The sequence below is a fragment of the Microtetraspora glauca genome (genome assembly GCF_040656155.1).
GTDB classification, from domain to species: domain Bacteria; phylum Actinomycetota; class Actinomycetes; order Streptosporangiales; family Streptosporangiaceae; genus Microtetraspora; species Microtetraspora glauca.
Genome location: NZ_JBFALK010000012.1, coordinates 235,236 through 251,755 on the forward strand (window position 1 = coordinate 235,236; position 16,520 = coordinate 251,755).

The following is a 16,520-nucleotide window of genomic DNA, read 5'->3' on the forward strand; positions in this document are numbered from 1 at the left end:
AGTCTTCAGGCCGGGGAGCAGGTCACAGGCGGTAGTCCCAGTCGAGCCGGCCCGCCCGCAGATCGTCGGCGAGGCCCCGGACATAGTTCAGCTCGGCCATGACCACGGCCCGCTCGTATTCGGACTCCACGAGGAAGATCCGGGGCAGGAACTTCGCGCTCTCGACCAGATCGGTGTCGAGTTCCGAGAGTCGTGCCTCCAGGGAGGCGACGCGTTCCTCCAGCGCGGCCGTGACCTCGCCGGGCGTCAGCACGACCAAAAAGGCGAGCGCGGCGGGGAACTCGGGGAACTCGCGAGCGGGCGTGCTCAGCATCGTCCGCATCCACTGCCGCAGCGTCTCCCTGCCCGCCTCGGTCGGCTCGTAGACCGTGCGCTCCGGGCGGTTCTCCTCGCGCGAGGTCTCGCGGACCGCGATCAGCTCGGCGCGGAGCAGCCGGTCGATCGTCTGGTAGACGCTGTTCCGCTGCGCGACGTTGACCACGTCGTCCTTGTGCCGCTCCTTGATCAGCTGCTGCATGCGGTACGCGTGCATGGGCTCCTCGCAGACAAGGGACAGCAATGCCATGGCCAGGGGAGACCGCCTCGTCGACATATCGGACATCATAGGGGCTTGCCCATCTTTAGTTATGTTATGTATATTCATTTTATGACTAGAGCACTGATCATCGGCGGCGGCATCGCGGGCCCGGTCACCGCCATGGCGCTGCAGCGGGCCGGCATCGACAGCGACGTCTTCGAGGCGTACGACCGGGGTTCCGAAGGCGTGGGCGCCTTCCTCACGCTCGCGATCAACGGGCTGGAGGCCCTGCGCATCCTCGACCTGCACGACCTCGTCTGCGATCTGGGCATGGACTCGCCACGGATGCGGATGAGCAACGGGCGCGGCAAGCAACTGGGCGACGTCCGGCAGCCCAGCCGCACATTGCGGCGCGCCGACCTCTACCAGGCGCTGCGCGACGAGGCCGTACGGCGGGGCGTGCGGATCCACTACGGCAAGCGGCTCGACGACGCGTCGATCACCCGGAAGGGCGTGCGGGCGGTCTTCGCCGACGGCGGCACGGCGGAGGGTGATCTGCTGATCGGCGCGGACGGGCTGCGCTCGCGCACCCGGACGATCATCGACCCCGGCGCACCGCGCGCCCGGCACGTCGGGCTGCTCAACACGGGCGGTTTCGCGCGGGGCGTCACAGTGCCGGGCGAGCCGGGAACGAGTTACTTCATCTTCGGGAAGAAGTGCTTCTTCGGATACCTGATCCACCCGAACGGCGAGGTGTGGTGGTTCGCCAACCCGCCGAGCCCCAAGGAGCCCACCCGGGAGGAGCTCTCGGCGATCACACCGGCGCAGTGGCGCGCCCGGCTGGTCGCGCTGTTCAAGGACGACGTCGGTCCGATGCTCGACATCATCGGCGCGACCGACGACATCATCACGGGGTGGAACACCTACGACTTCCCGACCGTGCCGAAATGGTGGAACGAGCGCATGGTGATCCTGGGCGACGCCGCGCACGCGACCTCGCCGTCGTCGGGGCAGGGCGCGTCCATGGCGATCGAGGACGCGGTGGTGCTGGCCACCTGCCTGCGTGACATCCCCGACCTTCCCGGCGCGTTCGCCGCGTTCGAGAGGCTGCGGCGGGAGCGGGTGGAGCGCATCGTGGCGCAGGGCAAGCGCAACGGCAGCGGCAAGGCACCCGGAGTCGTCGGCGCGTTCACCCGCGACCTCCTGCTGCCGACGATCATGCGGCAGGTGGCCAAGAAGAACGCGCTGGCCTGGATGCACGACTACCGGATCTCCTGGGACGACCGCGTTCCCGCGGTGTCCCGGTGACCCCACTCGTCCACCATCCAGAAAGAGCAATAGACAGATTCGAGAGCAGTGCTCTTGACATGGATCGGGCAACCGGAGAGCATTGCTCTCAAGACGAAGCATTGATCCGACAAGGAGCCGGTCATGGCGAGCAAGCTGTTCTATTCGGGCCCGACGCTGACGGTCCTGCACGACGAGTACGCCCGCCGTGGCCGTCTCGACCCGAACGCCCAGCTGGTCTCCTCTTCCAGCGTCGTCGTCGACGCTCCGGTGGAGCGCGTGTGGGAGGTGATGGCCGATCTCGCCACCTGGCCCCTCTGGGCCTCGAACTTGGAGATCGTCGAACTCTCCGACGTACGGCCGGGCGCTCCCTTCCGGTGGAAGCTCAACGGCGTCGCGCTCCGGTCGCGGTTCGCCGTCGTGGCCCCGGAACGGGAGCTCACCTGGACGGGCGTGTTCTTCGGCTACAAGGCGGTGGACCGGCACGTCCTGGAGCCGCTGGACGACGGGCGGACCCGGGTCACGGTCGAGGAGTCACTCGCCGGGCCGCTCCTGTCGCTCTTCTACAGCGAGCGCAAACTCCAGGCCAACCACGAGCGCTGGCTGGCCGAGCTCAAGGCGGCCGTCGAGGAGACCGTCGCGGCGGACGCCCGCGACGCCGCCATGAGCCGTTGACCCATGGGTGTCAGCGGCAGCGAGCGCGGAGCCACCGGGCCAGGTCCGGGATGCCGTCGAACTCACCCATCGCGACCCCGAGAACGAGTTCCTCCGCCTCGTCCACATCCCGATAGTCGAGAGTCACGCCGTTCGTTCACGCCTTCGCCGGACGTGGAACGATTCCTGAGCACCGACATCACTCGGTCGCCATCGGGCCGTCCGCTGCCTCCTTCGCCCGTACGGCGGCCACGCGGGCGAGGAAGAGCGCGCGCTCGCTTTCGTTGCGGGTGAGCGCGGCGGCGCGTTCGAACTCCTCGCGCGCCTCGTCCGGGCGGCCCAGCCTCGCGAGCAGGTCACCCCGTACGGCGGGCAGCTGCGGATAGTCCCTGAGCGCGCGCTCCGCCGCCAGCCCGTCCACGATCTCCAGACCGCGCGCCGGGCCGTACGCCATGCTCACCGCGACCGCGCGGTTCAGCTCGACGACGGGAGAGGGGGCGACATGGGCGAGCACCCGGTAGAGCGCGGCCATCCGCTCCCAGTCCGTGTCCTCCGCGGACACCGCGCGGGCGTGGCAGGCGGCGATCGCGGCCTGCAGTCCGTACGGCCCGAGCGTGCCGAGCTCCTCCGCGCGCTTGAGCGCCTCCAGCCCGCGCCGGATCAGCAGCCGGTCCCACAGGCGCCGGTCCTGGTCGAGCAGGAGGACGGCCTCGCCGTTCCGCCCGACCCTCGCGCGGGCGCGGGACGCCTGGATCTCCATCAGCGCGAGGAGGCCATGCACCTCGGGCTCCCCGGGCATGAGACCCGCGAGGATCCGGCCCAGGCGCAGCGCCTCCTCGCAGAGTGACGTGCGCATCCAGTCGGCGCCCGCGGTCGCCGAGTAGCCCTCGTTGAAGATGAGATAGACGACTTCCAGGACCGACGAGAGCCGGGCGGCCAGGTCCTCCGGCGCGGGCATCTCGATCCGTACACGCTGGTCGGAGAGGGTGCGCTTGGCCCGGTAGATCCGCTGCCCGACGGTCGGCTCTGGCACGAGGAAGGCCCGCGCGATCTCCTCCGTGGTCAGGCCGCCGAGCAGGCGGAGGGTGAGCGCCAGGCGTCCCTCGGTGGAGAGCACGGGATGGCAGGCCGTGAAGAGCAGGCGCAGCAGGTCGTCACCGATGTGGTCGTCGAGGGCGTCGTCCAACTCGGCCTCGGCCGACTCCTGGCGGATCTCCATGTCCCGGCCGACCTCTTCGAGCTTCTGCTCGTACCGGGTCCTGCGGCGCAGCAGGTCGATCGCCCGGTGCTTGGCGGTGAGCATGAGCCAGGCGCCTGGATTGTCCGGCACACCCGACTCCGGCCACCGCTCAAGGGCGAGGACCAGGGCGTCCTGCGCCAGCTCCTCGGCCAGGCCGACGTCGTTGACCAACCGGGCGAGCCCGGCGATCACCCGGGCGGACTCGATCCGCCAGACCGCCTCGATCACCTGATGAGGATCGCCAACCGCCATGAAGACCGATCCAAGCACCTCATCTCCCTGCGGCGCCCCCCTTCGCCTGACATGTGACCAAAAAGGGCCGCCCGGCCGAACCACGGCCCGGCAGGGGCGAAGGCGGGCGGAAACGCGTGCGCCCCCGGCCGGGCCCGTGAAGGGGGCCGCGACCGGGGGCGCTGTCCAGGGGATCGCGCGGGATCGCAGGGATCGCGCGGGGGCGCAAAGCTTACGCGGAGGAGCGCTGTCCAGGGGATTACACGGAGGGGCAGGGCTTACGCGGGGGCGCAGGGCTCACGCGGAGAAGCGCTGTCCAGGGGATTACGCGGAGGGGGCGAAATCCTCCGGGCCGAAGACGCGGAGGAGGTCGGCCTGGCCCTCCCAGCCCTCCCAGTGGTCGCGGTGGATCTTCAGGAAGCGGGAGGTCCACTCGATGGCCTCCTCCTTCGAGCGGACCTGGTAGAGGGCGTAGCTGATCAGCTCCTTCGCCTCGGCGAACGGACCGTCCGTGACGCTCAGCTTCCCTCCGGTGAGCTCGATCCGCGCGCCCTGGGCGCTCGGGGCCAGCCCGGCGGTGTCGAGGAGCGCCCCTGCCTTGGTGGCCTCCTCCCCCAGCTTGGCGATGGCCTCCATCAGCTCGGCGGGCGGCGGGGTGGCGGGCTGGGTGGTGACGTTGAGGATGATCATGTACCTCATCGCGATCTCTCTTTCTTATGGGTTTTCTGTGAGTGTTCCGGGTCTGGTGTGAGTGGCGAGGTTCAGGCGTCTACGGGCGCGGTGCGCCGGTAGAAGTGAAGCGACAGGGCCGAGAGCCAGGTCAGTGCGACCACGACTCCCGTGATGAAGACCAGGTTGGCCCAGGCGGCGCCGGCGCCGGTCGCGACGACGGCGAAGGATCCGAAGAACAGCACACCGGCGGCCGGGGAGTAGACGGCCCATCCCGTACGGCCCTCCGCGGCGAACCGGCGACCGATGACGAAGCAGGCCACGATCAGGCAGAGAAAGCCGACGGCGGCGCAGGTGAAGTGCAGTGTCCCGTGCCAGCTGACCGCTCCCGGGCCGTCCGGCGTCCCTACCGGGAAGCCCATCGCCGGGTCCGCCCGGAAGATCCCCGCGCCGATCATCCCCACGCCGTGCCCGCCTACCAGCCGGGGAACCCAGGTCGCCCCGCGCCCCGAGGCGAGGGCCCGGCGCAGGCCGGCCGCGCCCGCGAGGGTCGCCAGCGCGACGACCAGGAAGTTGGCGATCTGTATCCAGCCGAGGTCGCCGTTGGCGAGCATGCTCCACGGGTGGCGGGCGAGGTCGAACCCGTCCCGGGTGAGCGCCTGGGCGAGGGACACCGTGATGTACACCGGTCCGGCGATGACGCCGTAGCCCAGGAGCGACCTGGTGACGCTGGTCCGCGGGTCACAGGTCGCCGGCGTGGCGGTCCTCGTCATCTGCTGGGTCATGGCCTTCTCCTCGCGAGTCCGGGGCTGATTCTCGGGTTCCTCTCGGCCCTTTGACTACGCTTCGAACGAGCCCACGCCGTTTCGACAGACCGGCCGGATCTTTTTCAAGATTTTTTCGAGCTCCTGTTTCCGCAGCGTATGCGGGTGGCCCATGCCGGAAAGGCAGCTTCGGTGAGATCGACCTCGTCATCGACGAACACCGCGCTGCCGAACGGGACCCGTCCGTCGGAGAACCCCGTGACCCGCTCGATGCCCAGCCCGTCCGACTTGGGCCGGGCACCCCGGCCCGGGGAACGATGGATAGCGACCTCTGGCGTCGGGGCTCGTAAGCGGGTCAGACCGCGACGACCTTGACGGCCCTGTCGCAGAGCCTGCTCATGTCGCGCGCCCGGGCGCCGAGGTAAGCGGCCTACTTCTGCGGGTGGTCCTGATTCTCCACGTGGAGCAGCAACCGCTTGAGCAGCGCGGCGAGAGTTTCCTGGTCTTCCTGGCCGAGCACACCGACCATGTCGGCCTCGACCTCGCCGCGCAGGCCCATGGCCTTCAGCCAGGACGCACGTCCCTGTTCGGTGAGCTCCACGTCCACCCGCCGCCGGTCCTCCGCGTCGCGGGCGCGCCGGACCAGACCCGCCTTCTCCAGGGTGTCGAGCCGCCCGGTCATGCCGGCAGGCGACAGCTTGAGCTCGGCGGCGAGTTCCGACGGGGTCATCCGGCCCCCCTCGCCCCGCGAACTGAGGCGGTGCAGGGTCTCGAACTCGAAGTCCTGCAGACCGACGGCGGCCAGAGCGGCGTCCTTCGCCTGCGAGACGTGCTTCACCAGGAACTGCATCCGCGTGACGACCGCCTCGACCCGATCGTCGAACGGAGCCTTTCCCCGCCAGCGGGCGATGTGCCGGTCCACCGAATCATCCACACGTTCATCATACGCCAGCAAATAATTTGTTGACGAATTTTTCGCTGGCGAAATAGTCTCACGGGCATGATTACCCGGCTCGTCATCGGCCGAGCGGTCGCCGCCCTCGCCACCGCGCTCATCCCCACCGGGCTGACCCTGGCGGTCATCAGGAGCACCGGCTCGGCCGTCGATCTCGGCGTCGTCCTCGCCGCCGAGATGCTGCCCATGCTCCTGCTGCTCCCGATCGGCGGCGTACTGGCCGACCGGCTGTCGCCCAGGCGTGTGATCCTGGCCGCCGACCTGGCACGATGTGCCGCCCAGCTCGCGATCGGGATCAGGCTCCTGCTCGGCGACCCGTCCGTCAGCGAACTCGCCGGACTGGCCGGGCTGACCGGCGTCGCCGTGGCCTTCGGCGTACCCGCCGTGTCGCCTCTGGTCACGAGCGTGGTCCCCGCGGAGGACCGGCTCCGGATCAACGCCAGGATCGGAGTCGTCAACGGGCTCATGCAGATGGCGGGTCCCGCGCTCGCCGGAGGGCTGACCCTGTGGGCCGGAGCCGGGTGGTCCTTCCTGATCACCGGCATTCTCTTCGCGGGCTCCGCCGTGACCCTGGGCGGGCTGGTCACGGCTCCCCGCGTCGTCACGCGCAGACACTTCCTCGCCGATCTCCGCGAAGGCTGGGCGGAGGCCAGGCGGCATCGGTGGTTCCTGACCAGCCTGGCCGGCCACGGCGTCTGGCATCTCGGCGCGGGCTTCCTCCTCACGCTCGGACCGATCATCGCGGTCCGATCACTGGGAGGCGAGTCGGCCTGGGTGATCATCGTCCAGGCCGGGACGGTGGCGATGGTGCTCGGTATCCCTCTCGCCCCGAGGCTGCCCATCCGGCGACCACTGGTCGTCACAGCGATCGGAGGTTCCCTGTACGCGTGCCCGCTCGCAGCCTTCGCGATCTCGGCTCCGACGGCGGTCGTCGCGGCGGCCTACTTCGTCGCCATGCTCGGGCTCGGCCTGCTGATCCCGCTCTGGGAGACCGCGATGCAGCGCCGGATCCCGCAACAGGCGCTGGGCCGGGTGGGATCGTTCGACGCGTTGATCTCGTTCGCCGCCCGGCCGCTCGGCCTGGCGCTGGCCGCCCCCATCGCCGCCTGGGCCGGAACCACGATCCCCCTCCTGACGGCGGCGGTGCTCGTCGCGGCCGTCAACCTGACCGTTCTGGCCCTGCCCGAGGTACGCGCCCCGGGCATGAGCGGCGCCGCGGAGATCCGACCGGTTGTCACGGGAGCAGCAGGCCCCAGTAGAGGGCCCACGGGATGAACACCAGCCCGCCGGTGAGCAGGAGGCCGAGCCGTACCCTCTCGCCTCGCGCCACGGAGCCGCGGTCGCGGCGCCAGGCCAGCGCGGTGAGAACGGTGGCCACCACGGAAGCCACCGCCAGAGCCTGCAACGCGAGCCAGATCAGCGGGCGCCCGGCCAGTACGGGCCCGGGAGCGGCGAGCTTGCCGCCGGTCATCACCAGATAGAACAGGTAGGAGAACGACCCGAGCACCGTCGCGAGCCCTCCGGCGCTGAGGAGTCGTGCGGCCCTGCTCACCGGCACCCGCGAGCCGCCGCGCAGGCGACGCACCAGCGCGATCAGGGGATAGGCGGCGAACGCGACGACGAGCAGCACCAGAGCCGCGAGCTGCACCGGCGCGGACTCCCACCGTGCCGGCGGATCCACCGGCACGGTCAGGGACTCCTGTACGGGCGCGGGTCCGGACGTCTGCGCGACGGGCGGCCGGCCCGCCGTCACGTCCCGGACCCAGGAACCGACCAGTTCGGCGTAGCCGGGGGCGAGCTCGGGCAGCCGGGTGACGCCGCCGTCAGGGGTCAGGTGCGCGGCGTGGTCGGCATCGGGGAAGAAGCGGAACGTGTAGTGCCGGTTCCCGCCCTTCTCCAGAGCCTTGGCGAAACCCGGCGGGCTCTCCCGGGGCGGAGTCAGCAGATCGTGGACGCCCCAGATGCCGAGCAGCGGCTGGTGCACAGCGGCAATGGTCGGCTCCGGGTCGTAGTACGGCTCGGGGAACATGCCACCGTCGGCGAGGGTCCGGTACAGGTTGAGCTCGGTCCGGTCGACGAGCGGGCCCGAAACACCGGCTTTGCGCAGCCCGGCCGCCACGGCCCAGGTCTGCTGGCGCAGCGGTCGCAGGCTGTTCGCGCCCACGAGCACGACGAAGGCGATGTCCTTCGAACGGGAGGCCGCGATCGGCGCCACCCAGCCGCCTTCGCTGAGCCCCCAGATCCCGACCTTCGCCGGGTCGACGCCCGGCTGGGACCGCAGCGCGGCCACGCCGCCGAGCGCGTCGTCGGCGAGCTGCGAGTACGACCGCTGGAAGAGCGAATAGCCCTCGGACCGCTTGTCGTAGATCAGAACGGACAGCCCCTGGCGGGCGAACCCGACGGCCTCGTTGAGCAGCTTCGTACGGGGCGTGGCCGTACCCGCGCCGTGGACGAGGACGATGCCGGGCCGGGCGGGCTTCGCCGAGGCGGGCGAGAGGACCGTGCCGTGCAGGGTGAGACCTCCCTCGCCGCGGAAGCTCACCTCCGTCGCTTTCAGGTCGGGCGGTACGGCGGGCGGAGGCTCGGTGGCCGCCACCGCTGCCGCGGGAGTGGCGAGCAGGAAGAGGGCGGCGACCACCGCCAGGAGGCTTCGTCTCATGCTGCCGACAATATTCTGCAGAGAAGTTTCGGCAAACAGTTATCTGCAGATATCGTTCTGCGGTACTAGGCTGCTCGTCATGAAGGATGAGGAGTCGTTCCTGCTCGACGACCCCGCGCGTCTCAAGGCGCTGGCCCACCCCATGCGGCGGCTCATGCTGCGCCACCTCAACGTGCACGGTCCCGCCACGTCGACGACGCTCGGCGAGCTGCTCGGCGCCAAGACGGGCACGACCAGCTATCACCTGCGCCAACTCGAGAAGTACGGCTTCATCGAGGAGATCCCTGAGCGCTCGACCGGCAGGGAGCGCTGGTGGCGCAAGGCCGATGGTCCGCGTGACATGCGGCTGCCCACGCCCGACCAGCTCGCCCCCGAGGACCGCCCCGTGCTCGCCGAGTTCCACCGGATCGGCATGGACGAGGACCGTGTGCTGTTCGAGCGCTTTCCGGAGGCGTACCGGCGTGATCCCGACTGGGCCAAGGGGTCGCGCGGGCTCGGCCGGATGACGAAGGCCGAGTTCCAGGAGTTCTTCGACGCCTACATCGCGCTGTTGATGAAGTACAGCCATCGGGCGGAGGACGCCCCGCCGGACGCACGCCCCCTCCATATCCGGCTCTTCGCCCTGCCCGCCGACGAGGACTGACAGCCCACGAGGGCTGACAGCCGCCCATCGCAGCGCGGAGGTCGTCGACGACGGCCCCGGCATCCCCGTCGAGCATCGCGAGTCGGTGTTCGGCCGGTTCACCAGGCTCGACGAGGCACGCGCGCGGGACGAGGGCGGCTCCGGCCTGGGGCTGGCCATCGCCAGGGACATCGCCCGCGCCCACGGCGGCACCCTGGTCGTGACCGAGCCGGACCGAAGGGCGAAGGGCGCACGCCTGCGCGCCGACCTGCGCCCCGGACGCCTCGGAACCGACCATTCGCCGTAACCCGCGCGGGCCGGGTGCCGCTTGGTCGATCGTCCGGATCCGCGCACGCCAGGGGCGGCACCCCCGCGGCGCGGCCCGCGACGCCGAACCCGGCCGCTCGTGATCGGGATCAGCGGCGCACCAGGGACGGGTAGTCCTTGAGCGTGATGTCGGTGGCGAACTTGTCCGTCATCCTCATCATGATCTTGAACAGGAAGCCGGCCTTGAAGATCCAGTTACGCATCCAGATCCCGCGCCGCGTACGGGGAGCCAGGAAAGGACCCGCGTTGCCGTTCTTGGCGATCTTGGCGTAGCCGCGGAACTCCTCCTCGTAACGCCGGAAGGCGACGCGGTGATCGCCATCGGCCGCCGCGAGCTCGCCCGCCAGCACGTACGCGGCCACCATGGCCAGCCCGGTGCCGAACCCGCCCAGCGTGTTGCCGTACGCGGAGTCGCCGAGCAGCACCACGCGGCCCTTGGCGTAGTGATCGATCCTGACCTGGCTGATCGAGTCGAGATAGAAGTCGCCCGCGTGCCGCACCGCCTCGATGACGTCGGGAGTTCGCCAGCCCATCCCGGCATAGGCGTCGATCACGATCCGCTTCATCTCTTCGGTGTCGTACCGGTCGTAGTCGAGCCGCGGCGAGGCGAAGGCGAAGAACGCCGCGGCCGCGGGCCCCCCGGTGGAGACCAGCCTGCCAGGCTCGTTGTACATCATGGCGACCTTCCCGAAATCCTGCGAGATGTCGGCCAACGCGTAGTAATAGCCCAGGTAGCGGACATAGTCGGATTCGGGGCCGAAGGCCAGGCGGCGGACGTTGGAGTGGATCCCGTCCGCGCCCACGACCAGATCGAAGGTGCGCGGAGCACCGCGCTCGAACGTGACGTGGACGCCGCCCTCGGTCTCGGTGAGCGAGGTGATGGAGTCGCCGAACACGTACGCGCATCCGGCGGCGAGGGTCCTCTCGTACAGCAGGCGGGACAGGGCGCCGCGCTGGATCTCGAGCTCGCCGCCGGTGAACTCGCCGGGCATCACCGTCAGCCTGCGGCCGTCCGCGTCGACGATCTCCTGGTCGGTCCCGCCGGTCTGCAGCCGCCGTACGTCCTCCAGGATTCCCATGCGTTCCAGCACCGTGAGGTGCGTCTCGCCCTTGAAGTCGACGGCCTGGCCCCCAAGACGCAGGGCCGGGGCCTTCTCGACCACGGTCACGTCGAACCCGTAGCGGTTGAGCCAGTAGGCCAGGGCGGGGCCGCCGATGCTGGCGCCGGAGATCAGTACGTTCTTCATGTCCCAGAGCCTCGCCAGGAGCGCTGACAGCCCGGCGACAACCGGCTGACACTCAGGAGAGGGCTGTCAGCGCCCGGTCCCGGTCCAACGCGGCGCCCCTGGCGAACGCCGCCGCGAACCTCTCGGCGCCGATGGCCTCCGTCGCGCCCGCGGCGACCCCGGCGACGTCACGATCGCCGACCACGGCCATGCCGCGCAGCGCCACCCCCACCCCGAGCAGGAACGCGGCTCGCTCCGCCCTGCCGTCGAGCAGGGCCAGCCCCGCCTGCCCCTCGGCGACGTCGGCGAGGTCCGCCGCCGGCACCGCGTGCGCGAGTGCGAGCGCCTCGCCGTGGCGGAGCCCGGCCTCCGCGAGGTCTCCCTCGGCCTCGGCCAGCCGTCCCAGCGCGGAGAGCACCTGCAGCCTGACACTCTCGCCGACATAGGTGCCGGGGCTGACGATGCTCAGCGCCTCCGTGTAGTGGGCGCGGGCTTCGCTGTGATCACCTTGGACGCGGGCCAGCTCGCCCCTGCCCAGCGCGATCAGGGCCGGCCGGTGCGATCTGCCCGTCCTGCGCTCCAGTTCGGCGGCACGCCGCAGGTCGGCATCGGCCGCGGGGAAGTCGCCCTCGCGCAGCAACCCACTCGCCCTGCGGCAGAGCACGTCCACCATCTCGTCCAGGGCGCCGAGCTGCTCCTGCAGATCCAGGGCCTGCCCCCACAACCACCTGGCACGCGCCCAGTCACCCCGCCAACTGGCGATCGTCCCCAGCCACTCGAACCCCTGCGCCGTTCCCCAGCGTTCACCTACCACACGGAAGCTCTCCAGCGTATCCGTCAGCTCCCGCTCGGCGTCGGCCACCCTGCCGTCGAGCAGGTTCAGCATCCCCCGCCCCAGCGACACCATCGCCCGGCTCCACGGGTCGGAGCCGAACTGCCGCGTCCTGGCCGAGTCGCGTGCCGGAGGCCCCGCGACCATTCCCCACATGACCGCCGCGAACGGGTGCCGCAGCTCCCGGTCCAGCGATCGCATGATCTCCTCGGCCCGCGCCCATTGCGCAGGAGACGCATCCGGTACTGCCTGCAGCACGCAGAGGACGTACTCCTCCTCCATCCGCGCGGGTGCCTCGGTTCCCAGCGACCCGAGCAGGCTGAGAGCGGACGAGGCCGCCTGGCCGCGGCGGCCGCTCAGCCACCAGTACGCGGACAGGGCGGCGATCAGCCGCAGGGCCGTCTCCGGATCCGTCTGTACGGCATGGCGCAACGCGGCCCCGAAATTGCTGTGCTCCACGGCGAGCCGGGCCAGCCAGTCGAGTTGCTCGGCCCGCCGCAACCACGGGTCGGCGCGCTGCGCCAGGTCGAGGAAGTACGCGGCGTGCGCGTCGCGCAGCCGCTCCTCCTCCCCGGCCTCCGCCAGCCGTTCCGCGCAGAACAGGCGGATCGTGTCGAACATCCGGTAGCGTCCGCCGCTCGCCTCGACGAGAGACTTGTCCACCAGATCGGCCAGCACCTCGCCGGGTCCGCAGACCCGCTCCACCGCCTCGATCGACGCCCCGCCCGAGAACACCGAGAAACGCCTGGCCATCTCCCGCTCGTCAGGGCTGAGCAGGCTCCAGCTCCACTCCACCACCGCGTACAGGGTCTGGTGGCGGACCGCCGCGGTGCGGTCGCCGCGCGACAGCAGCGCGAACCTGCCGTGCTCTTTCAGGCGCGAGGCGATCTCCGGAGCCGTGAACGACCGCACTCTCGCCGCGGCCAGTTCGATGGCCAGCGGCAGGCCCTCCAGCGTCGCGCAGATCTCGACGACCTCGGGCCGCATCGCGAAGCCCGGCCGTACGGCGGCGGCACGGTCCGCGAACAGCTGTACGGCGGGGTAGCCGGCCGCCTCGTCGAGGTCCGTGCCCGGCGGCGGCACGGCCAGCGGCACCAGCGGAACGAGCCTCTCGCCGGTGAGCCCGAGCGGCTCGCGGCTGGTCGCCAGTACGGCCAGCCCGGGACAGGCGTCGAGCAGCCGGCGGACGAGGACGGCGGCCGGAGCGATCACATGTTCGCAGTTGTCCAGGATGAGCAGGAGCTCATGATCCGCCAGGGCGGCCGCGATCCGGTCGGTCGGATCACTCCGGCCGAGGTCCAACGACCGCAGGCCCGTCTCGCGCAGGCCGAGCGCACCCAGTACGGCCTGCGGGACCTGGCCGCCGTCGTCGAGCGGTGACAGGTCCACGAAACAGGTGTCCCGCCCCCGGCGGCGGGCCGCCTCGATCGCCAGCCTGGTCTTGCCCGTTCCGCCGGGACCGGTCAGGGTGATCAGCCGGGAGTCCCTGAGCGAGTCGATCCTGTCCAGCTCCGCCGCCCGCCCGACGAAGCTGGTGAGCTGCGCGGGGAGTCGGCGGCCCGTCGCCCGTCCCCGTGGCTCGTCGCCACGCAGGATCGCGAGGTGGAGCGCCGCCAGCTCGGGCGAGGGATCGGCGCCGAGCTCGTCCGCGAGCAGCCGTCTGGCCTCGTCGAACACGGCCAGCGCCGCCGCTTGCTGTCCGGAGGCGTGCAGTGCCCGCATGAGCTGGCCGCGCAGCCGTTCGCGCAACGGGTTGGCCGCCACGAGTTGCCGGAGTTCGGCCGTCGAGGTGCCCTCGGGGAGTGCGAGCTCGGCCTCGACGAGGTCTTCCCGCGCCGCCAGCCGTACCTCCTCCAGGCGGGTCACCTGCGGCGGCGCGAAGGGCGCGTCGGCCACGTCCGCCAGCGCGGGACCTCGCCACAACCCCAGCGCGTCCCTGAGCGATCTCGCGGCTCGCTCGTGGTGTCCCGCGGCCAGGAGCCGGTGCCCCTCGCGGGAGAGCCGTTCGAACCGGTGGACGTCCACGTCGTCGGGGTCGACCGCGAGCCGGTATCCGGCGCCGTTGAACTCGATCAGATCCGCGGGCAGGCTGCGGCGGAGCCGGGACACATGGGCCTGGATCGCGCCCGCCGCCCCCGCCGGAGGGTCGTCGCCGTACTGACCGTCGATCAGCCGCTCCACGCCGACCGGCCGACCCGCGTCGAGCAGGAGCAACGCGAGGAGCGCGCGCGGCCGCAATCCGCCGACGGAGATCGATTCCCCCTCGGCGGTCCGGATCGCCAGCGGTCCCAGGATGCCGAACTGCACGAGAGCGATTCTGGCCCATGTGTGGTGCTTTACGGCGAGCGGCGCCCTTCGACGCCCGGCGACGGGATGACACCGTCACGACCGGCTACGCGGCCGGGCCCAGATCCCAGGTCCACAGCGCCTCGTCGCCCCCGCCGACGAGTACGGCACGACCACCGAGATATTCGATCGAAAGGGAGCCGAGGAGTCCGGGCGGACGCTCAAGCGTGCCGACCTGCCGACTGGTCGTGAGATCCCAGACCCTCATGCTCTTGTCCTGCAGTGAATAGGTGACCGCGATCGGGACGCCGCCGACCCGCCCTGAGGCGATGTTGCCGACCTGCTTGGAGTGGCCGAGCAACGGCCGCTCGATCTGCTCGCCCGTGGTGAGGTCGTAGAGCTCCACGGTCCTGCCCGTGGCCACGAGAGCCACCGTCGTGCAGTCGAACCGGGCGATCTCCACGGGGGCCGAGTGCTCGCTCTTCGCGATGCGGAACGACGCCATCCGTTTTCCCGTGCCGACGTCCCAGAGCCGGGCGCGATCGGCGCTGAAGGTCACCGCGACCGGCCGGCCCGCGAGGCGGATGAGGGCCAACTGCCCTGCCGGGCCCTTCCTGACGGTGAGGTCATGCAGCAGTGTTCCCGAAGCGAAGTCCCAGACGCGTACCGCCCCCGGAGGAACGACGACCGGACCGGCGAACCCGTCACCCGCTCCGACGACGAGGACTCGGCGGTCCACCTCGGTGATCGCGACCCCGCTGGCGAAGTGGTCGTAGCCGACGAGAGGTTCCCCGATCGGCGTGCGAGCGGCGATGTCGAACATCCGGATCGACGGATCTCCGATGCCGATCCCCGCGACCAGGACCACCCGCCCGCGATAGGTGCCGACCGTGAACGAGGTGATGCGGCCGGGCAGCTTCGCCGGAGCGCCCAGCGGTTTGCCGCCGCCGAGGTCCCACACGCCGAGGGTCCCGTCGTCGTCGGTCCCCCAGGCCACCAGGACCCGCCTGCCGTACAGGTCGGCGCCCAGCGCGTAGACGAAGCCGTTGGGCCCTCCGGCGGCCGGCGGCGCGAGTTCCCGGCCGGTGGCGAGATCGTACGCGCGTACGGCGTTGTCGCGGCCGCCGGTCACGATCACGGGGCGACCACCGAGATCACCGGCCGTCAGCGATGTGACGTGTCCCGGGATCTCGAAGGACGACAGCCTCTCACCGGTGGCCGGATCGATGACCGCGATCGCGCTTTTGAGCCTCGACCCGCGAGTGTCGGTGGCCGCGCCCTCGATGCGCTCGGCCGAGACGAATACGGTCCGGCCGTTCAGCCGGGCGAGTGAGGGGGCGTCGAACGTCCCCTTCATCGAATGGGGAGTCGCCTGACGCGTGATCAGGTCCCAGCTGATCACCCCGAGGTCGGGCGTGGGGATCAGGGCTACCGGACGACCGCCGATCACGGTCGTCTTGATCGTTCTGATCGTCTGGACGAACTCGTCCTCAAGGACGAGTGGTTTCCCGACGGGTTTCCCCGAGACCGGATTCCAGACGGTCACATTGTCGGTCGTTCCGGTCAGCACCACCAGGACACCCCCGACGCGGGTCAGCGCGACGGCGCTGAAGCCGGAGCCACCGATGATGGGCGGCCCGAATTCACGGCCGGTCGCCAGGTCGAACACGTGGGCGCCGTCAATGCCCGCCGTGGCGGCGATCGGCCTGCCGTCGAACTCCCCGAACGCGATGGAGACGATCCGCCCGGTGGGGAGTGGTCCGCCGATGAGCCGGTGGGTGGTCGCGTCCCACATGCGGAGCGACCTGTGGCCCTGGCCGAGGATGACCGATCTGCCGTTCACGCTGCCGTACGCCACCGGGCCGTTCCCGGGGATCGGGTCTCCGATCGGTTTCAGGGTGGCCCGGTCCCAGACGCGGATGGTGCGCTCGACGCCCGCGCTGACCGCCACGGGCCGGCCGTCGAGCTCACCCACGGCCACCGAGGTCACGTTGGCGTGGCCGCCCATGTCCATCGCGACGGGCGATCCGAACGAGGCGGGAACACCGCCGCGTGACGTCTCCTGGCACGCGGTGGGCACCCGAGGCCAGCGCACTGTGGTCGGCCCGGCCGAGGCCAGTGGCACCGACCCGATCAGCAGCAGCGCGGCGAGAACGGACGACAGTCGTCGAACAGACACCCGACCCCCTGTCCCTGAAATCGCTCGTCGAGCATAAGCCGCATCCGGCCGACGATCGAACTTCGTGATCAG

14 protein-coding genes are annotated in these 16,520 nt (G+C 70.7%); 5 read left to right on the forward strand and 9 right to left on the reverse strand.

Features of this window, described 5'->3' with window-relative positions:
• Window positions 1–22: 22 nt before the first annotated feature.
• Window positions 23–592 carry a PadR family transcriptional regulator gene (locus tag AB0I59_RS22715; RefSeq protein ID WP_358135754.1) on the reverse strand — a complete coding sequence of 190 codons (570 nt, stop codon included), beginning with the start codon at window positions 590–592 and terminating at the stop codon, window positions 23–25.
• Between the two features lie 54 nt (window positions 593–646).
• Here AB0I59_RS22715 and AB0I59_RS22720 point away from each other — a divergent pair, with 54 nt between their 5' ends.
• Window positions 647–1,825, forward strand: coding sequence for an FAD-dependent oxidoreductase (locus AB0I59_RS22720; RefSeq protein WP_358135756.1), 1,179 nt, complete (start codon window positions 647–649; stop codon window positions 1,823–1,825).
• Between the two features lie 123 nt (window positions 1,826–1,948).
• A complete protein-coding gene (locus AB0I59_RS22725) occupies window positions 1,949–2,479 on the forward strand; it encodes an SRPBCC family protein (protein ID WP_358135759.1) in 531 nt (176 codons plus the stop codon).
• 178 nt (window positions 2,480–2,657) lie between these two features.
• Here the strand turns inward: AB0I59_RS22725 and AB0I59_RS22730 are convergent, their stop codons facing one another.
• The 4 genes from AB0I59_RS22730 to AB0I59_RS22745 all read right to left on the reverse strand — a co-directional run bounded on the left by AB0I59_RS22730 (window position 2,658) and on the right by AB0I59_RS22745 (window position 6,296).
• A complete protein-coding gene (locus AB0I59_RS22730; RefSeq protein WP_061253801.1) occupies window positions 2,658–3,950 on the reverse strand; it encodes an RNA polymerase sigma factor in 1,293 nt (430 codons plus the stop codon).
• A 303-nt stretch (window positions 3,951–4,253) separates the two neighbouring features.
• A complete protein-coding gene (locus tag AB0I59_RS22735; protein ID WP_061253802.1) occupies window positions 4,254–4,628 on the reverse strand; it encodes a YciI family protein in 375 nt (124 codons plus the stop codon).
• A 62-nt stretch (window positions 4,629–4,690) separates the two neighbouring features.
• Window positions 4,691–5,383, reverse strand: a complete 693-nt coding sequence (locus tag AB0I59_RS22740; RefSeq protein ID WP_061253803.1) for a DUF998 domain-containing protein — start codon at window positions 5,381–5,383, stop codon at window positions 4,691–4,693.
• A gap of 409 nt (window positions 5,384–5,792) precedes the next feature.
• The gene (locus AB0I59_RS22745; RefSeq protein ID WP_063818661.1) at window positions 5,793–6,296 is read right to left on the reverse strand and encodes a MarR family winged helix-turn-helix transcriptional regulator; all 504 of its coding nucleotides are present in this window, start codon (window positions 6,294–6,296) and stop codon (window positions 5,793–5,795) included.
• Window positions 6,297–6,362: 66 nt separating this feature from the next.
• Between AB0I59_RS22745 and AB0I59_RS22750 the strand changes: the two genes are divergently transcribed.
• Complete coding sequence (locus AB0I59_RS22750) at window positions 6,363–7,592, forward strand: MFS transporter (protein WP_061253805.1); 1,230 nt, start codon at window positions 6,363–6,365, stop codon at window positions 7,590–7,592.
• On the opposite strand, the gene AB0I59_RS22755 is transcribed toward AB0I59_RS22750, so the two are convergent.
• Window positions 7,552–8,976 carry an alpha/beta hydrolase family protein gene (locus AB0I59_RS22755; protein ID WP_358135763.1) on the reverse strand — a complete coding sequence of 475 codons (1,425 nt, stop codon included), beginning with the start codon at window positions 8,974–8,976 and terminating at the stop codon, window positions 7,552–7,554. The genes AB0I59_RS22750 and AB0I59_RS22755 overlap by 41 nt on opposite strands.
• A gap of 79 nt (window positions 8,977–9,055) precedes the next feature.
• Between AB0I59_RS22755 and AB0I59_RS22760 the strand changes: the two genes are divergently transcribed.
• On the forward strand, window positions 9,056–9,619 hold the full coding sequence (locus AB0I59_RS22760) for an ArsR/SmtB family transcription factor (RefSeq protein WP_061253807.1): 564 nt from the start codon (window positions 9,056–9,058) through the stop codon (window positions 9,617–9,619).
• Window positions 9,620–9,632: 13 nt separating this feature from the next.
• Entirely contained in the window at window positions 9,633–9,905 is a 273-nt protein-coding gene (locus AB0I59_RS22765) for an ATP-binding protein (protein WP_435831041.1), read from the forward strand.
• Between the two features lie 109 nt (window positions 9,906–10,014).
• On the opposite strand, the gene AB0I59_RS22770 is transcribed toward AB0I59_RS22765, so the two are convergent.
• From AB0I59_RS22770 to AB0I59_RS22780, 3 genes are all read right to left on the reverse strand, one after another.
• Window positions 10,015–11,172: an FAD-dependent monooxygenase gene (locus tag AB0I59_RS22770; protein WP_358135767.1), complete on the reverse strand. Its 1,158-nt coding sequence runs from the start codon at window positions 11,170–11,172 to the stop codon at window positions 10,015–10,017.
• A 52-nt stretch (window positions 11,173–11,224) separates the two neighbouring features.
• Entirely contained in the window at window positions 11,225–14,290 is a 3,066-nt protein-coding gene (locus AB0I59_RS22775) for an AfsR/SARP family transcriptional regulator (RefSeq protein ID WP_358135770.1), read from the reverse strand.
• Between the two features lie 85 nt (window positions 14,291–14,375).
• Complete coding sequence (locus tag AB0I59_RS22780; RefSeq protein WP_358135773.1) at window positions 14,376–16,448, reverse strand: WD40 repeat domain-containing protein; 2,073 nt, start codon at window positions 16,446–16,448, stop codon at window positions 14,376–14,378.
• Between the last annotated feature and the right edge of the window lie 72 nt (window positions 16,449–16,520).